This is a genomic window from Acidovorax sp. GW821-FHT09A11, assembly GCF_059418365.1.
In genome coordinates, this window is the sequence record NZ_JBWKPS010000003.1 from 237,752 (window position 1) to 255,040 (window position 17,289).

General features: G+C 67.1%; 8 protein-coding genes. 5 read left to right on the forward strand and 3 right to left on the reverse strand.

From position 1 onward, the window contains the following. Nucleotides 1–13: 13 nt before the first annotated feature. The gene (locus AC07PV_RS08700) at nt 14–487 is read right to left on the reverse strand and encodes an ATP synthase subunit I (protein ID WP_218298032.1); all 474 of its coding nucleotides are present in this window, start codon (nt 485–487) and stop codon (nt 14–16) included. Between the two features lie 276 nt (nt 488–763). Between AC07PV_RS08700 and AC07PV_RS08705 the strand changes: the two genes are divergently transcribed. The 3 genes from AC07PV_RS08705 to lipA are packed head-to-tail and all read left to right on the forward strand — an operon-like array spanning nt 764 to nt 2,831. Further along, a complete protein-coding gene (locus AC07PV_RS08705; RefSeq protein ID WP_218298031.1) occupies nt 764–1,081 on the forward strand; it encodes a YbeD family protein in 318 nt (105 codons plus the stop codon). Nucleotides 1,082–1,128: 47 nt separating this feature from the next. Then, nucleotides 1,129–1,827, forward strand: a complete 699-nt coding sequence (gene lipB / locus AC07PV_RS08710; RefSeq protein ID WP_369641159.1) for a lipoyl(octanoyl) transferase LipB — start codon at nt 1,129–1,131, stop codon at nt 1,825–1,827. Between the two features lie 14 nt (nt 1,828–1,841). Next, the gene (gene lipA, locus AC07PV_RS08715) at nt 1,842–2,831 is read left to right on the forward strand and encodes a lipoyl synthase (RefSeq protein ID WP_218298029.1); all 990 of its coding nucleotides are present in this window, start codon (nt 1,842–1,844) and stop codon (nt 2,829–2,831) included. Between the two features lie 47 nt (nt 2,832–2,878). On the opposite strand, the gene AC07PV_RS08720 is transcribed toward lipA, so the two are convergent. Further along, nucleotides 2,879–4,360: a TolC family outer membrane protein gene (locus AC07PV_RS08720; RefSeq protein WP_492244700.1), complete on the reverse strand. Its 1,482-nt coding sequence runs from the start codon at nt 4,358–4,360 to the stop codon at nt 2,879–2,881. Nucleotides 4,361–4,498: 138 nt separating this feature from the next. Between AC07PV_RS08720 and AC07PV_RS08725 the strand changes: the two genes are divergently transcribed. Together AC07PV_RS08725 and AC07PV_RS08730 are read left to right on the forward strand one after the other, a co-directional pair. Continuing rightward, on the forward strand, nt 4,499–5,197 hold the full coding sequence (locus AC07PV_RS08725; RefSeq protein ID WP_492808073.1) for a transglutaminase-like cysteine peptidase: 699 nt from the start codon (nt 4,499–4,501) through the stop codon (nt 5,195–5,197). Nucleotides 5,198–5,227: 30 nt separating this feature from the next. Continuing rightward, nucleotides 5,228–7,141, forward strand: a complete 1,914-nt coding sequence (locus AC07PV_RS08730) for an EAL domain-containing protein (RefSeq protein WP_218298026.1) — start codon at nt 5,228–5,230, stop codon at nt 7,139–7,141. A 269-nt stretch (nt 7,142–7,410) separates the two neighbouring features. On the opposite strand, the gene AC07PV_RS08735 is transcribed toward AC07PV_RS08730, so the two are convergent. Continuing rightward, nucleotides 7,411–17,253, reverse strand: a complete 9,843-nt coding sequence (locus AC07PV_RS08735) for a retention module-containing protein (RefSeq protein ID WP_494629998.1) — start codon at nt 17,251–17,253, stop codon at nt 7,411–7,413. Between the last annotated feature and the right edge of the window lie 36 nt (nt 17,254–17,289).

The following is a 17,289-nucleotide window of genomic DNA, read 5'->3' on the forward strand; positions in this document are numbered from 1 at the left end:
ACTCTTCTCTCTATCAATCGGTTTTTCGGACACCGGGCCGCACCAACAGTGCCACCCAGTACGTTTTCATTGTGATCACCATGCCTACCAGCAGGGCAATCCAGTTCAGGCCCGCCACCAGCCGGGGTGCCGCTGCGAGCAGCGCCACCGTCAACACGATCTTGGCGATTTCCCAACCAAAGAACCCCACCATGGCGGCACGCGGATTGGAAGACGCCTTGTGGCGCAACACCCCCCGTGCAAACAAGCCAGCCGGAACCACCACCGCCAGAGCACCATAAGCCGCAGACCAGCCTACCGACGCCCTGCCCGTCAGAAGCCAGGCCACCAGGGCCACCAGCATCCCGACCAGCGCCTGACCCGCCACCACCTTCCATACGGAGATGGGAGGATTGCGACTGCGCCACTGTTCGGCCTCTTGGGCCGTCAGGGGCTTGAAGTCAGATTCTTCAGCCTCAGTTTCAGTCTCAGGCGCGATTGTTTTCATTGTTGAATGACGCCCGCGTTACAGACTGCAACTTTCACAAAGCCTCTAATTATAAGTAAAAACCCGTGGCGCTCGACAAAGACCCGCAACCCCGGTCCAAAACCGGTGCGCAAGCCTGCGCCGTTGTGGTGACGGGCCAACGGCTTTTTCCCTTTCCCTGCGGCCCCCGCGCACCGATCTGGCGCATGCCGCCCGGTCAGGGTTTTCACAACGGACACGCCGTTGAAGCACAATGGCAAAGCCCTGCCAGCTCCTGAAACCGAAGCACTTTCCGCCATGACATCCTCCAGCCTGCCGCCTGAAAACGGCCCCGACACACAGCCTAACGATCCCCGCAAGGACTCTCTGATCGAATACCCCTCCAGGTTCCCGATCAAGGTCATGGGTGCGAAGGTGGATGGCTTCGTGCATGCCGTGACGGAACTGGCCCGCCAGTTCGACCCGACCTTCGACGCTGGCACCATTGAACTGCGCGACAGCCGGGCCGGCAATTACCTCGGAGTTACCATCACCATCACCGCGACCAGCCGGGAGCAGCTCGACAATCTGTACCGCGCGCTGTCGTCGCACCCCATGGTGAAGGTGGTGCTGTAAGGCCCGCGCCCGCATCAGCCAGACAGAGATAGATAGAGATAGCACTCATGGCCATCGACCTTCGCGTGCTTGGCCGCGTGGACTATGCCGCCACGGTGCAGGCCATGCAGGACTACACGGCCACCCGCGCAGCCGAGACCGTGGATGCGCTATGGATATGCGAGCACGCGCCGCTGTACACCCAGGGGCTGGCCGGTAAAAGCGACCACCTCCTGCACCCTGGAGATATTCCTGTCGTTGCCACCAACCGGGGGGGCCAGGTCACCTTCCATGGCCCCGGCCAGGTCGTGGCCTATCCCCTGATCGACCTTCAGCGCGCGGGCTACTTCGTCAAGGAGTATGTGTACCGCGTGGAGGAAGCCGCGATCCGCACGCTGGCGCACTTTGGCGTCACGGGCCATCGCGTCGCCGGGGCCCCCGGCATCTACGTGCGCCTGGACGACCCGCACAGCCATGCACTGCTGCCGCAGCGCCCCCAGAAGCGCCCGGAGAACGGCGCCATCGCCGCGCCGGACTTCACGGGCCTGGGCAAGATCGCGGCCCTGGGCATCAAGGTCAGCCGGCACTGCACCTACCACGGCGTGGCGCTCAACGTGGCGATGGACCTGGAACCCTTTGAGCGCATCAACCCTTGCGGTTACGCAGGATTGCGAACGGTGGACCTTTCTACAATCGGGGTCCACACCACCTGGGAGGAAGCCGCACAGGTGCTGGGCCAGCAGCTCAGCATCCGGCTCGCGCCCTGAACCGCCTACACGCCATGAGCACCCCTGAAGTCGTCCGCGAAGCGCAATCCACAGAAGCCTACAACCCGCTGGCCAAGCAGAAGGCCGCGGCCAAGCTGTCGCGCATCCCCATCAAGGTGGAGCAGGGCGAGGTGCTCAAGAAGCCTGAGTGGATCCGGGTGAAAGCCGGCAGCCCGACAACGCGCTTCTATGAAATCAAGGAGATCCTGCGCGAGCACAAGCTGCACACGGTCTGTGAGGAAGCCTCCTGCCCCAACATCGGCGAATGCTTCGGCAAGGGCACGGCCACCTTCATGATCATGGGCGACAAATGCACGCGACGCTGCCCGTTCTGCGACGTGGGCCACGGCCGCCCCGATCCGCTGGACAAGGACGAGCCGCTGAACCTGGCCAAGACCATCGCCGCCCTCAAGCTCAAGTACGTGGTGATCACCAGCGTGGACCGCGACGACCTGCGCGACGGCGGCAGCGGCCACTTCGTGGAATGCATCCAGAACATCCGCGAACTGTCGCCCGCCACGCAGATCGAGATCCTGGTGCCCGACTTCCGGGGCCGCGACGACCGCGCGCTCGAGATCCTCAAGGCCGCGCCGCCCGACGTGATGAACCACAACCTGGAGACCGCGCCCCGCCTGTACAAGGAAGCGCGCCCCGGCTCCGACTACCAGTTCAGCCTGAACCTGCTCAAGAAGTTCAAGGCGCTGCACCCCAAGGTACCGACCAAGAGCGGCATCATGGTGGGCCTGGGCGAGACGGATGAAGAGATCCTGCAGGTGATGCGCGACATGCGCGCGCACGACATCGACATGCTGACCATCGGCCAGTACCTGTCGCCCAGCAACAGCCATCTGCCGGTGCGCCGCTACGTGCATCCCGACACCTTCAAGATGTTCGAGCAGGAGGCCTACAAGATGGGCTTCAGCCACGCTGCGGTGGGCGCCATGGTGCGCAGCAGCTACCACGCGGATCAGCAGGCGCACGCCGCGGGCGTCGCCGCCGCCTAGTCCGAACGCCTCGCGAAGCCAGGCGGCCGGGGCCTTCGCCCCGCCCCCTAGCGGGCAGCGGCGGGCCGGGGCGCACCCGTGGGCTGCGCGGGCAGCGTGGCACGCGGGCGTGCCGGCGTATCGGCAACCGCCCTCGCCTTGTCCACGGCGATCGATACAGGGACTTCGGCGGGACACAGATCGGCGGGGTCGATGCCACTGCGCTGCTGGCCCGCGTCTGCGGGCGAGGGCATGTCGGTCCGGCTCACATTCAACGCGGCCAGCAGCTGCCCCATCGCGCCCAGGGTCCGCGCCTGCGCCACCACCTGGTCGTAGCGCGCGTTGACATAGGCCCGGCTCGCCTGGAATGCCTCGTTCTGCGTGTCCAGCAAATCCAGCAGGGTGCGCTGCCCGAGATCGAATTGCTGGCGGTAGGCTTCCCGGGCCTTTTCCGTCGACAGGCGGTGCTGGTCCAGATAGGTCATCTGCTCCACCAGCCTCCGCGCATCATTGAACGCGATCGCCGTGGTCTGGCGCACGTCCCTGCAGGCCTTTTCCTTCAGCTCCCGGGCCTGGAACTTGTTCTCCACCGCCTGCTGCTCCCGCGCCTTGTCGGCACCGCCCCTGAAGAAGTTGTAGGTCAGCACCAGCTCCACGGTGCTGTCGCGCGAGCGCCCCTGCTCCCCGATGAGGTTGCGGTCCCACGACTGGCGGGCCCTGAAGTCGACCCGGGGCATGAAGCCGGCCTTCTGCGATGCAATGCCTGCCTCGCTGGCCAGCATGTTCTCGATGGCAGCGTTGATCGTGGGACTGTTGTTGAGCGCAAGGGCCACCACCTCGTCGGTCTTTTGCGGCAGCTGGGTGAGCCGAAAGCCTTCGGGCAAGGGCGGCAGCGCGGGCGGCGGCAGCTCGCCCACCAGCCGCTGGTAGCGGGCGCTGACATCGTGCAGGTTGGAGATTTCCGTCAGCAGATTCGACTCCGCCAGCGCGAGGCGGCCCGTCGCCTGTTCGAGATCGACGCGGCGCCCCACGCCCGCGGAAGTGCGCTCGTCAATCTGGTTGGTGGTCAGCTTGTGCTCCACATAGTTCTGCTTGGCCTGCTCCACCAGTTCGCGGTACCGCGCCACATCGGCATAGGCGCGCACCGCTTCCAGCGCCGCTGTCTCGGAGGCCTCCACCAGTTCGTAGTACCGCGTGAGCTTGGCGTGGCCGAGCCGCCGCACTTCGCTGCTGGTGAAGAAGCCATCGAACAGCATCTGGTTCAGCGTGAGCGCCGCGCCGGTATGGTGGTACGAGCCCGTGCTGCCGGAAGGCCGCACACGGTTCTCGCGGCCGGTGCTGGCCACCGCGTCCAGCTGGGGAAGGAAGCCGGCGCGCGCAACGCTTCGCTCTGAATCGGCTGCCCGGAAACCGAACCATCGCGCCTGGACGTCCGGGTTGCTCACCACCGCCTTTCGGGCTGCGTCCACAAGGCCTTCCGGGAGAGCTTGTGCGGATGCACTAGTGCTGACCACGACGGCCGCGGCGATCAGGGTAAGAGGAAGTTTCATGACAACTCCGAATCATTTGTGATGCAGAATTGAAACGTAGCATTTCGATTGAAACTCGCACAGTTTTTTTTTACAACTCTGCAACCACTGGTTGAATCCAGTTACTTCCGCGCAAGGTAGCCGCGTTTCGCGTGTTCCATGCATTTCCTGCAGCCACTTTTCCAGCACGCGCCCCGGGCCACCGCGCACTTCCGGGTGGTGCTGGCATTGGCCGTCGCAACCCTGCTGGGGGCCGTATTCAGCGCCCCTGACCTGGACAGGATTCAAGCCCTCGCCCTCCAGCGCCACGGCCCCAAGGGGGCCGAGCAGGTCAGCGCCTGGCGCGCCATGCTCAACGAGGGCCAGCACCTGAGCGAGGTGGACAAGCTCGCCCACGTCAACAGCTTCTTCAACCGCCGCATGCTGTTTGAAAGCGATGCGGTGGTCTGGCAGCAAAACGACTACTGGGCCACGCCGCTGGAGTTCATGGGGCGCGGCGCGGGCGACTGCGAAGACTTCTCCATCGCCAAGTACATCACGCTGCTGCACATGGGCGTGCCCAACGACAGGCTGCGGATGATCTACGTGAGGGCCCGCATCGGCGGCCCCAGCAGCAGCAAGAGCGAAGCCCACATGGTCCTGGGCTACTACGCCCATCCGGCCGAAGAGCCGGTGGTGCTGGACAACCTGATCACGGCCATCCGCCCGGCCTCGTCCCGGCCGGACCTGTCCCCCGTGTTCAGCTTCAACAACGAAGGGCTGTGGGTGTCCGGCGCATCCACATCGTCGGCAGACCCGACGACGCGGCTGTCACGCTGGCGCGACGTACTCGAACGCATGCGGCAAGAGGGTTTCTGACCCCTGCACCAATCACCGGAGATAGCGACCATGTCACTCACCAAACAACTCTGGCTTGCCATCGGACTGGTCATGGCGCTGGCCTTTGGAGGCAGCATGCTCGTCAGCGTCCTGTCCGCGCGGCACTACCTGCAGCAGCAGTTGCAGATCAAGAACTTCGACAACGCCACGTCGCTGGCGCTGGCGCTTTCGCAGCTCGACAAGGACCCGGTCACGGTGGAGCTGCAGGTCGCCGCGCAGTTTGACGCTGGCCACTACCGCTTCATCCGCATCGCCTCGCCCACGGGCCAGACGCTCGTGCAGCGCACCTTCGACGGGCAGCTGGAAGGCGCGCCCGGCTGGTTCGCCCGGCTGATCCCGATCAGCGCGGAGCCTGGCAGGGCGCTGATCCAGGATGGATGGAAACAATATGGAACGCTGACCCTCGCAAGCCACGACCAGTACGCCTACCGCAGCCTCTGGAGCGGCACGCTGGAGCTGCTGGCCTGGTTCGTCCTGGGCAGCCTTGTCGCGGGCGGCGCGGGAACCATCGCGGTGCGCCGCATCACGCGCCCCTTGCGCGATGTGGTCGCGCAGGCCGAGGCCATCGCGGAGCGGCGTTTCATCAAGATCACGGAGCCGCGGACACCCGAACTGCGCAGCGTGGCGCGGGGCATGAACGACATGGTCGCGCGCCTGCGGTCCATGTTCGGGGAGGAGGCGGCCCGCCTGGAAGGGCTGCGCAAGAAGGTCAACCGCGATGCAGTCACCGGGCTCTCCAGCCGCGAGTACTTCCTGTCGCACCTGCGCGAAGCCCTGGAAGGCGAGCAATTCCTCTCATCGGGCAGCCTGGTGATTGTCCGCCTGGCCAATCTGGAGAGGCTGAACGCGCAACTGGGCCATCAGCGGGTGGATGCCCTGCTCAAGCACCTGGGCTCCGTGCTCTACAAGAGCGGCGAGGGCAAGCCCGGCCAGCGCGCGGGGCGCCTCAACGGCGGTGAGTTCGGCGTCCTGTGCCCCTCCACGCCGTCCCCGTCCGAGGCCGCGCAGGATATCTTCGCGCGCCTGTCATCGCAATGGCTGCCCCACTGGTCTGCCACGGCCCCCGACCTGTTCCACATCTGCGCCGTGGGCTACCGGCGCCAGGAAACCCTGGGCGCGCTTTTCAGCAGGGCGGATGAGGCGCTGGCGCGGGCGCAATCCCTGGGCCCCAACAGCATGTTCGCCGACGAAGGCGAGCACCCCGCCGAGGCCCGGCCCGCCGAACAATGGCGCACGCTGCTGACCGAAGCCGTCACCGGTGGCAGGCTGCAGCTGGCCTTCTACCCCGTTGTCGACGGACGCGGCGAAGGCGCCATCCACCAGGAAGGCGTGATCCGCCTGGCGTCCGACGCCTCGGGCGCCCTGCTGTCCGCGGGCGACTTCATGCCGATGGCCGCGCACCTGAACCTCACGGCCCCCATCGACCTGCGCGTGGTGCGCCTGGCCATCGAGCACCTGCGCGGCACGGCCGGCGACATCGCGATCAACCTGTCGTCCGAGACCATCGCGGACTTCCACTTCCGCAACGAGCTGATGCAGTTGCTGCGCGCCTACCCCGACATCTGTCCACGCCTGCTTTTCGAGGTGCCGGAGTACGGGGTGTTTCGCGCCTTCGATGCGTTCAAGGAGCTTGCCCACACCCTGCAGCAACTCGGATGCCGCGTGGGCATCGAATACTTCGGCCAGCGGTTCACCGAAGGCAACAAGCTCGCCGACCTGGGGCTGGACTACATCAAGGTGCATCCCAGCTACGTGCGCGGCATCGCGGGCAATCTGGGCAACCAGGAGTTCCTCAAGGGGCTGTGCAGCATCGCCCATGCCATTGGTATCCAGGTCATCGCGCTGGGGGTCGAATCGCGGGACGACCTGCCCCTGCTGGCCTCGCTGGGCTTTGATGGCGCCACGGGGCCGGGCATCCGTTGAGGCGTTCGGCGGCGCCTGGCATCTTCCTTGCCATCCTCGCGCGCTGCCGCACGCAAGGGATGCCGCTCTGGCGCGGCGTCATGCGCCGCGGCGGCTCCGCGCGACATGAAGGGTCCGGTGCCAGCGAGGGCGAAGGCACTCTGCCGCCGGCCTCTTGCCTGTCATCAAAACAGATAGCTGCCACCGCTTGATCCACAAGCGGTGGCAGCCTTTTTCTTGCCCATCCACAACCCACGCACCCCAGGCCCCTTGCGCCTGGGGTGCGTGGCTCAGTCGTCGTTCGGCTTGGTCACCGTCGCCACATCGGGGGTCCCCAGGGCCAGGTCCACGGCCAGGGCCTCCGGCGTGGTGTCTTCCACCACCACGGTCTGGGACGCTCCGCCCGCCGCCGGTCCGTTGCTGTCCACCGCGATGTTCGTGTCGCCCGAGGCATCCGCCGCCAGAGGCAGGCTTGCGAGCAGGTCGCCACCGTCGTCCGTCAGCAGGTCCGCCACCTCGATCTTGTCGCCCTCCTCCAGGTCCTTGACGACATCCTTGTCGGTGCCGCCGGGGCTGCTGTCCGCGAGGTTGATCTCGATAGTGTCGTCGCCATCGCCGCCGGCCAGGATGTCGCTGCCAGGGCCCCCATCCAGCACATCGTCGCCGTCACCTCCCTGCACGGTGTCATTGCCCTCGCCAGCCTGCACGGTATCGTCGCCCGCGCTGCCCACGATGGTTTCCGGCGCATCGCCACCCTTGATGGCCAGCCCGCCCGCCGCCGCATCGGACAGCTCCACCTCGTCGCCATCGAGCGTGTTGCCGGTGTCGATGACGATCTTGACGTCGATCGGGTCCGCCAGCGTGTCGCCGTCGCCATCGACGATCACGGCCTGCAGGTCGATCCACATCTGGTCGGCATAGACAGGCGTCGTGACCGGAGGTGTCGTCACCGTCTCGGTGTAGGTCAGGGTGGCCGCATCGGTCACCCGGTAGTCCGTGCAATCCTCGGCGGTGAACTGGACGGTGTTGAATGTGGCCGAGCCCGCCGGATCCACCCTGACGGGCGTCTCCACGCTGGCGGTACCGCCATTGGTGTTGCCGCCGCTGGCCGTGCCCTCCTGAACGATGGGCGATCCCACCACGGTCGTGGCGCCGCCGCTGCCGGTGTTCACGGCCGTGACCACGGCGGCTTCCTCCTTGCCCAGGTGGTCGAGCTTGAAGTCGGCGGAGGTCACGTTCAGGCGCGTGCCATCGGCCTTGAAGAACTCAACCACCAGGCGCTCGCCCGCGCCGTCGCCGGCCTTCACGGCATCGCTCCTGTCGGAATCGCGCTCGCCCACCGAGCTGTCGTTGCCGATGAAGTTGTCGCCGACGCCAAAGCCCCCGCCGCCATTGCCGTTGCCCGTGGACGACCAGTTGACCTCGGGGTCGTTGGCCTGGTTGCCGTCGGTCTGCAGCGAGGTGTCGTCCTGGGTGACCTCCCACTTCCCGTTCTTCCACTGCACGGTGTTGGCCTTGGTCTCGTCCTTGTCGGCCGAGATCTGCATGTAGATGCCCGTGGCGGAGTCCACGTACCGCGCGCCCATTTCGCTGCCGCCAGCCGACGAGTGGGTATAGCTGCTGGGCTTGAACACATCGTCGTTCTTGCTGTCGCCGAAGACCACGGTCTTCTCCACGGTCGTCGTGCTGCCGGGTGTGACCGTCTCGCCCACCTGCACCTTGTCGGCCACCGCCACCATGTTGGTGACGTAGCTGGTCGTGCCGTCGGCATTCACCACGCCGTTCACGGTGAACGCGGTCTTCAGCACACCGCCGTCGTCGTACACCGCCTTGATGCTGCCGTCGCTCGTGGCCTGGTAGAACACCTTGTTGCCGTCCACCGTCATCACGGTGGAATGCACATCGCCGCCCTGCAGGTACGACATGGAGACATACCGCACGGGGGACGTGCCCACGGTGGTGGCCGAGGTCGCCGTGAGGTTCACGTCCGCCCCTACCACGTCGGCACCCACGCGTGCGCCCAGGTCCGCCGTGACCTCGCCCACGCCGCTGTTGGCGACCAGGGTGTCCTGCGTACCGCCCACGTAGACCGGCGCGTCGTCCTGGATCTTGATGTTGAAGCCCTGGACCTCGGTCTCGCCGTCCACCGTCTTCTGCGCCACCAGCTGCAGGTACAGGTTCTCCTCGCCGCTCTCGGTGTAGGCGTGGTCCACCTGGCCCTTGAGTTCCACCTTGTACTGGCCGCTGTCGTCGATGGTGGCCACGGCCACCGTGCGCACATCGGCGCCCGCGCCGGCCGTGCCGGTCAGGGTCTTGCCATCGGCCGACGTGCTCCAGCGCACCTCTTCGCCCGCCGAGGTGATCTTCTGCACCGGGGCCACCAGCGCGTAGGTGGCGCCCCCCATGCCCAGCGTGCCAGCCGTATCGGTGGTGTGCGGGCTGCTGTCCACGTTGCCCGTGGCCAGGCCGTCCTCGTACACCATGCCCAGGCCCTGCGTGCTCTGCTGGTGGCCGGTTTCGATGGTCAGCGTGGCGCTGTCGGTGTCGCCATCGCCGTCCTTCATCTGGTAGCTGAACGTGTCCGTCGTCTCGGGCGCCACGGCTTCCTCGAAGCTGACCGCCTTGACGAAGTAGTCCGAGCTGTCGCTGCCCTTGTCACCGGCGAGATAGTCCACGCCCGAGAACACCACGTTCTGGAAGGCGATGGGGTTGCCGTCGGCGCCCAGCACCTCGATCTCCACCTGGCCCTGGTGCACGGGGTCGCTGCCGTTCGCGCCGTTGTGGAACAGCGCGCCGCCGATCATGCCCTCGCCCACCTTGTTGCCGGCGGCGTCGAACGCCTCCCAGCGCCCGGTCTCGCCCTGGTTGCCCGTCTGGCCCGATTCGTTCTGGAACAGGTTGGAAATGTCCACCACGGCCCGCACGGCCATCGTGCCCAGGTCCACCGACAGGGCCTCCGTGCCCTGGCTGGGCGAGTAGCCCACCTGCTCGGGTGTGCTGGCGCCCACGTCGCCCGGCACGGGCTCGGTGGGGTCGTCCACGCCCGCGCCATTGCCCTGGCTGGTGACCACGGCGCCGCCGGTCTGCGCGGGCGTGGGGCTGGTGATCAGCTGTTCGCCCAGGTTCGTGGTGTAGGGCTTGCCGTAGTCGAAGGCATCGGTGCCGGCCGGCACGCCCGCGCCCCCTCCGAGCTGCACGGTGGTCTGGTGCCCGGTGTAGGTGTAGTCGCCATCGGACTCGATGGTGAGCGAGCCGTACTGGCCCGCCACCGTGGCGCTGCCACCGCTGGCCACGGCCGTGCCAGGCGTCCACACGGCGCCCTCTGCACCCGCGCGCACCTGCACGACCTCGGCCTTGGCGCCGTCCTGCATGCCCTCGTGCTGGTCCTTGCCGGCATCGCCCGAGGTGGTGCCCACCCCCGTGAGCACGTTGCCGGTGGCGACCCAGTGGTCCACCACCCACTGCGTGCCATCCGTGTCGTCCTTCGCCACGGGGCCGTCGTCCGCGATGAACAGCATGCGGCCCAGGTCGATGCTCGCGTTGACATGGTCGCCATCGCCATCGGTGGCCGTGAGCTGCAGGCCGATCTTGCCCGCCAGCGCCGACTGCACCTCGTTGGAGTCGCCCGGCGTCGAATGCACCACCGTGCGCTGCTGGTCGAACGTGACCTCGCCCGTGGCGGCATCGACCGACAGCTGGAAGACCGTCTTTTCCACGCCGTCCACCGTCACGTAGCCGATGAGCGTGCCGCCGGGCCCGCTCTTGAGCAGCACATCGGCGGGCTGGCCGTTCGAGTACTGCGCGGTGTCCTTGAAGCCCGAGGGCGTGCCTTCACCACCGGTCAGGACCAGCCCATAGGCCTTGCCCTGCAGCGCGGCCGCACCGTCGGCGCCGTAGCTCACGGTAAAGCGCGTGGAGCCCACATCGGACTCCGCGTCGATGTTCAGGAAGCTGTCGTCCACCAGCAGCGGCATGGTGACGTTGAGCAGCACGTCGTTGTAGTCGAGGTCGCCGCCGCCCGCGATGTCCTCCCAGTTCTGATTGCCCGAGACAGGGCCCACCGCGAGGGTGTTCACATGAGACAGGCCGTCGAGATTGAGCGCGCTGTTGTCGAACAGTGCGGCCGCGCCCTGCCCGGCGAGCGGAGCGCCACCCGCGTGCGCGACCCACTGGCCGCCGCTGTCTTGCGAGAAGGTGACCGCCGTGTTGTTGCCCAGCGAACCATTGAGGCTGTCGCCATTGGGGATCATGAAGAAGCCGACCTGGCCGGGCAGCACGCCCGGCGGCAGGGTGACGCTGGTCACCGGCTGGTTCTTCACGTTGTCCCACACCACCGTGCCCGTGGTGGGCATGCCGCTGGCGTCCTTGATGTAGTAGCCCCAGGTGTTGTTGTAGCCCGCGTCGCTGCCCACCAGTTGCACGGTGATGCCCGGCACGGGCACGGGCTCCACCGTGGTGATGACGGGGATGTCGTCCTTCACGCTGGCGGCCAGCTCCACGCCGATGGCGTCGCCGTCACGGTCCTCGCCCACGATCTGCACGCGGCCCAGGTTCAGCGTGTCCTCGCCTTGCGCCGAGTGCATGAGCGCCCCCGTCACCGTGAGCGTGTATTCGCCATTGGCCTGGACCTCCAGCACGGCGGCCGCCCCCGTGGAACTGCCTTGCGGCTGCCCGTCGGCATTGAAGTACACCTTGCCCCCCGTGCCCAGATCCACGTTCACGGTGGTGCCGCCGAACTGCAGGCCGGTGACCTTGCCGAAACCGTCGGCGCCCCACTTCACAGCGCCGGTCATCACCTGCACGCCGGTCGATGCCTCCAGCTGCGCGCCATGGACCAGGTCGCTCGCATCCCGTTCGTCATTGCCGATCTTCGCGCCGCCACGCAGTGCGGACTCTTCCTCGAGCGTGGCGCTCAGCACCATGGCGGCGCCATCCACGAGCCTGGCGGTGGGGGCGTCGTCCTCCACCGTCACCTTGAGCGCCATGGTGTCCGTGAGGCCGGTGGACGGGTTGAGCGGGCGGTCGTTCGCGATGACCGTGAAGTTCAGTTCCTTCACATCGCCATCGGTGGCCGTGCCCGCGGGGGGCGGTGCATGGTCCACGGGGCCCAGCAGCACCACGCTGCTGGTGTAGCCGCTTTCATAGGTGCCCCCGATGGTCACCTTGATGATCTCGGTGCCGCCCACCTTGCCGATGAGTTCCGTGCCCGACGCGTTGGGGGTCCAGACGATGGGCGCACCGCCCGAGGTCAGCGCTGGCAGCAGGCTGCCCGTCGTATCGAAGCGCACGCCCACGGTGTCGCCGATGTCGGGGTCGGCCACACCGAAGCTGGCCGCATCCGTGGTGGTCTGGTCCGGGCTCTCGCGGTTGCCCGGCTCCAGCGCGTCTTCCTGCACGCTCACCGCGATCTGGTCGGCATTCGGCCCGGAATAGCGCGAGACCTCGTCGCCGTCCTTGTTGCCATCACCATCCTTGTCCACCCAGATCTCGGTCGTCTGGTCGTTGCCGGTCACGAATTCGGGCGCGTCGTTCACGCCCTGCACCGTCACGCGCACGTTGGCCACGTCGGTGTCGCCATCCGCATCCTTCATCTGGTAGTTGAAGCTGTCGGTGACCGAGGCGCCTTCGCCCAGCGCCATCGCCTTGAGGTCATTCAGCGCATAGGTGGCATCGCCATTGGCCGCGATCCTGAGTGTGCCCAGGGTGCCGTTGGCATCGAACGACGGGCCGTCCAGGTCGGTCGTGTTGCCCGACCTGTCGCCACCGGCGCGGTTGAACACCACTTCGGCATGGGCGCCATCCGCCTTGGCCTCGTACATGTCGTTGCCCAGCACATTGCCCACGGCATGCTCCGTGGTGCCCATGGTCCCCGCCGAGGCCGTGAGATTGGCGGCATCGTCCGCAGCCACCGGGCCCGTGTCCTGGAAGTTGATCTGCCGGCCGATGTCGTAGGTGGCGGTATTGGACTTGTCGCCATCGCCATCCTTGGCCTGCGCGGTGAGCTGGATCACGCCGCCGCCGATGTTGACGATCTCGTGCGGATCGTTGGTGGGGTGCACCACCGCGCGGTACTGCTCCACCGTCACCTGGCCGTTGTTGGCCGCGTCGCCCGCCACCGAGACCTTGAACACATTGGTCTGCACACCGCCGATGAGGATGTAGCCGACGGCCGCGCCGCCCTCCATCTTCACCAGAACGGCAGAGCCGGTCGCGGTGTCCTTCAGCGCCGACGCCTGGCCCTGCGCGCCGACGCTCAGGCCGAAGGTCTTGCTGCCGCTGGCCGCCGCGCCATCCGCGCCGAAGTGGAACTGGAAGCTGCCCGACAGCGCCTTGCCGTCGTTGTCCGAACTCGTTCCCAGATCGGCTTGCGCATCCTTGACCAGCAGCGGCACGTTCCAGTTCAGGTCCAGGTTGACGTCGTCGTAGTCCTTGTCCGAGCTGCCGGAGGTGATCTTGAGATCTTCCCAGTTGAAGTTGCCCCTGCTGTCCTGGCCGGCCGCCGTGCCCGACGGCGTTTGCTGCAGGTGGGACTGCCCATCGCTGTTGAGCGCCTGGTCGGAGAAGTAGATGGGTGCCCCCTCGCCCGCGAGCGGCGATCCGCCGGCGAACGCGGTCCACTTCCCGCCCACGAGCTGGAACGACACCGCCTGGGCGTCGCCCAGCGCGCCGTTCTGGCTGTCGCCGTTGGGGATGATGAAGAAACCGATCTGGTCGGCCGTCACGCCCGTGGGCAGCGACACGGTCATGCCGCCTTCGGTCTTGACGTTGTCCCACAGCACGAACCCGCCCCTGGAGGTGTCGATAGAGCCATCCGGGTTCTTGAAGTAATAGCCGAAGCTGTTGTTGTAGCCGGCCTCGCCGCCCTTGTACTCCACCGTGAAGCTGTGCTCGGCGACCGGCACGGCGTCGGACACCGTCACGATGGGCACGTCGTCCTGGATGGAGGCGTTCAACTCCACGCCGATCCTGTCGCCATCGCCATCCTCGCCCACGAAGGTGATCCTGGGCAGGTTCAGCCAGTCTTCGCCCGCGCCTTTGTGAATGAGGTTGTCCAGCACCTCGAACCGGTAGGCGCCGTCCGCCTCCACCGTCAGCACCGCCGCGCCGCTGGTGGCCCCGGGGGGCAGGGCCTTGCCGTTCTGGTCGAAGTACACGGTCACCACGCCGGCCACCGGGCTGTAGCTGTTCTCGGTGAAAATGCCCGTCTGCACCTTGACGCCCGTGATGCCGCCGAAGTCATCGGCGCCCCACTTCACGGCGCCCTGGAAGCCCGTGGCGTCGGTGTGGGCGTGGCTCAGTCCATCCGCCGTTTCGTTGTTGCCCAGCGTGCCGCCGCTGTGGGGCACCGACTCTTCCTCGACTTTCAGGCTGAGCTTGACGGCACTGCCATTCTCCCTGGCGTGCTCGGGCACATCATCCTGGATCTTGGCGTAGAGATCCACGCCGATCCGGTCGCCGTCGCCATCGACACCCACGAAGGTGAAGGTGCGCAGCATCAGGTTCTCGCCCTGGCCCGGATCGTGGTCCAGCGGCCCGATGACCGTCAGGCGGTAGCCGCCCGTGGCGCCGTCGATGCGCAACTCGACCGACCGGGGGGTTGTGGTGTCCCCATCTGCAATGGGCTGGCCCTCGCGGTCCAGGTACACGGTGGCAATGGTGTTGCCCACGGCATATTCCTGGGCGCCGACCTGGACGGCGGCCACGCCGCCGAACTGGTCTGCGCCCCAGCGCACCACCCCCGTCATGGACTGGGCACCCGTCGATGCGCTCAGCGAGCCCACGGGGATGATGGCCAGCCAGTCGAGCGACTCGTCATTGCCGATCACGCCGCCGTCGCCGTTGGACGCGGACTCCTCCTCCAGCAGCGCGACCAATGGCACCGGGATGCCCAGCAGCTTGACGTGCACGGGGATGTCGTCCTGCACCCGCGTTTCCAGCGCGACGGTGATGGCATCGCCGTCGCCATCTTCGCCGACGAGGCGCACGGTTTCGAGATTGAGCCAGTCCTCGCCCTGCACCACGGTGCCGCCTGCGGCGTGGTTCATGGTGGCAAGCACCGTGAGCGTGTAGCTGCCCGTGGCCTCGACCACCAGGCTGGCGGCGGCCCCGTCGGGCTGCGCTCCACCGGGGCCCGAGGGAATCACTTCGCCGTTGGCATTGAACCAGACCGCCTGGCCGACAGGAACGTTGGTCGCGCCTTCACCGCTGCCCACGCGCACGCCCGTGAGCTTGCCAAAGCCATCGGCGCCCCAGTTGATCGCGCCATTGATCTGGGTCAGGCCTCCACTGTCGACGGATGTGAGCGGAAGGTCGTTCTCGTCGTTGCCTATCGTGTGTCCGCCCTCCATGGCGGACTCTTCTTCGGCCTGCAGCGAGAGGACGCGCTCCACGGGTTCCCCGGGGCCCTCGCCCTGCCCGGGGGCCTCGTCATAGCGGTGGACCGGCACGTCGTCGCCAAACAGCAGGCGCCCGCCCAGGTCCAGCTCGGCCGCCACGGTATCGTCGTCGTTGTCGGTGGCCTCCAGCACCACGCTGAGAACCCCGGTTCCCAGCGCCTGCAGCTCGTCGCCGCCGCCGTCCACGCCATCGGGCGCGGCATGCCGGATGGCCCCGGTCTGCGTCATCACCACGGCACCGGTCTGCGGGTCGATCTGCAGCGTCAGGATCACGTTGCCGCTGCCGTCGCGTCCCACCACCACGGAGGGGTCCCCGGTCGTGCTCAGCACGATCTCTGTGTTGGTGCCGGTGGCGTAGAGCCCCGTGGCTCCGCCATTGCCGATCTGGAATGCGAAGGCATAGCCGTCGCGCACGGCAGGGCCTTCTCCCTCGCTGCCGCCAGGCAGCAGCTTGGGGCCGTCCGCCCCGAAGGACACCACAAAGGCCGTGCCGTTGAAGGTGTTGCTGTCCGTGTCCGAGTCCACGGCGTCCGGGTTGTTCTCCGTGCCCTCGTACCCCGTGTTGGTGGCCTGGTTGACGCCGCGGTCCGACGTCGTCAGCGTGGGCGCGTCCTCGGTGCTGGTCGTGATCACGGGGATGTCGTCCTGGACCGACATGTTGAGCTCCGCAGTGAACTCCCCACCTTCCCCCGTGACACCACTGAAAGTCACCACGGGCAGCCCGAGGAAGTTCTCGCCGTCACCCGGCGCATGCTGCAAAGGTCCGATGACGGACAGGCTGTAATTCCCGTTGGGCGCGATGAACAGACGCACTGCGGGCGGCGTGGAATCACCTTCCGGAATCGGCTGACCCAGTGCGTCGAAATAGATGGTCACCCCCTCTGGGGGAACCGGCACATTCGCGAACCCAGGCAACCCGATGGAGAAAACCGTCCCGCCCTCCAAATCCAGGGTACCTTTGTGGAAGCTGAGGAGGCCATCGTCCTCCTCGTTGTTGCCCAGGATCCCACTGGGTCCCCCGGACGGGGCGGATTCTTCTTCCAGCGTCGTGCTCACGTTCAGGCGCACCGGTTCCGGCGCAGGCGGAGGTGGCGGTGGCGAAGCAGGGGGAGGGCCGGGTGGGGGGGGAGCCGGCGGAGGAGGAGGTGCGGGCACCGGGGGAGTGGGTGGCGCAGGGGGAGGAGGCGCTGGCACCGGCGGGGGCGGCGGAGCCACGGGCGGGGGCGGCGCCGGCGTGGGCGCCGCGTCGACGGTGAGCACCGCCAATGGATTGAAGTCGATGTCGGGCGCCGATTGCGGTGTGAAGCTGTATTGGTAGGCCAGCGGGTCCACCCCCTCGAAGATGCGTAGCAGCTGCACGAAGCTGCTGCCCTCGCCTTCGCCCCCGGCACCGCCGCCCAGGCCGGCGGCCGTGGCGTCCAGCTGCTCGTTGAGGTCGCCCCCACGCTGCAGCGCCTGGATGACCGTGTCGATGGTGCCCTGCCCGACGCTGGCCTCCTGGGCGGTGGGGCGTTCAGCGGTCTGCGTGACGCTGTCATCGATCTTGACGCTTTGCGCGGGCGCCACGGCCAGCGTCTGGCCGTCGTCCAGCAGCAGCTCCACCCGGCCTCCTGCCGTGGTCTGGACGATTTCACCCTTTTGCAAGGCGTCTCCGGCCTTGAGGGGACGGCGATGGCCATCGGCATCGACCGCGAAAGCGGTGCCGGTGACGGCAACCACGGTGGCGATTTGGGACATGGGCTGGCTCCGGTAAACCCCTACGCCCTGCGCAGC

Coding starts and splice junctions, on each gene's coding strand:
- AC07PV_RS08700 (WP_218298032.1), bottom strand. CDS start 487: ATGAAAACAATCGCGCCTGAGACTGAAACTGAGGCTGAAGAATCTGAC.
- AC07PV_RS08705 (WP_218298031.1), top strand. CDS start 764: ATGACATCCTCCAGCCTGCCGCCTGAAAACGGCCCCGACACACAGCCT.
- lipB (WP_369641159.1), top strand. CDS start 1,129: ATGGCCATCGACCTTCGCGTGCTTGGCCGCGTGGACTATGCCGCCACG.
- lipA (WP_218298029.1), top strand. CDS start 1,842: ATGAGCACCCCTGAAGTCGTCCGCGAAGCGCAATCCACAGAAGCCTAC.
- AC07PV_RS08720 (WP_492244700.1), bottom strand. CDS start 4,360: ATGAAACTTCCTCTTACCCTGATCGCCGCGGCCGTCGTGGTCAGCACT.
- AC07PV_RS08725 (WP_492808073.1), top strand. CDS start 4,499: ATGCATTTCCTGCAGCCACTTTTCCAGCACGCGCCCCGGGCCACCGCG.
- AC07PV_RS08730 (WP_218298026.1), top strand. CDS start 5,228: ATGTCACTCACCAAACAACTCTGGCTTGCCATCGGACTGGTCATGGCG.
- AC07PV_RS08735 (WP_494629998.1), bottom strand. CDS start 17,253: ATGTCCCAAATCGCCACCGTGGTTGCCGTCACCGGCACCGCTTTCGCG.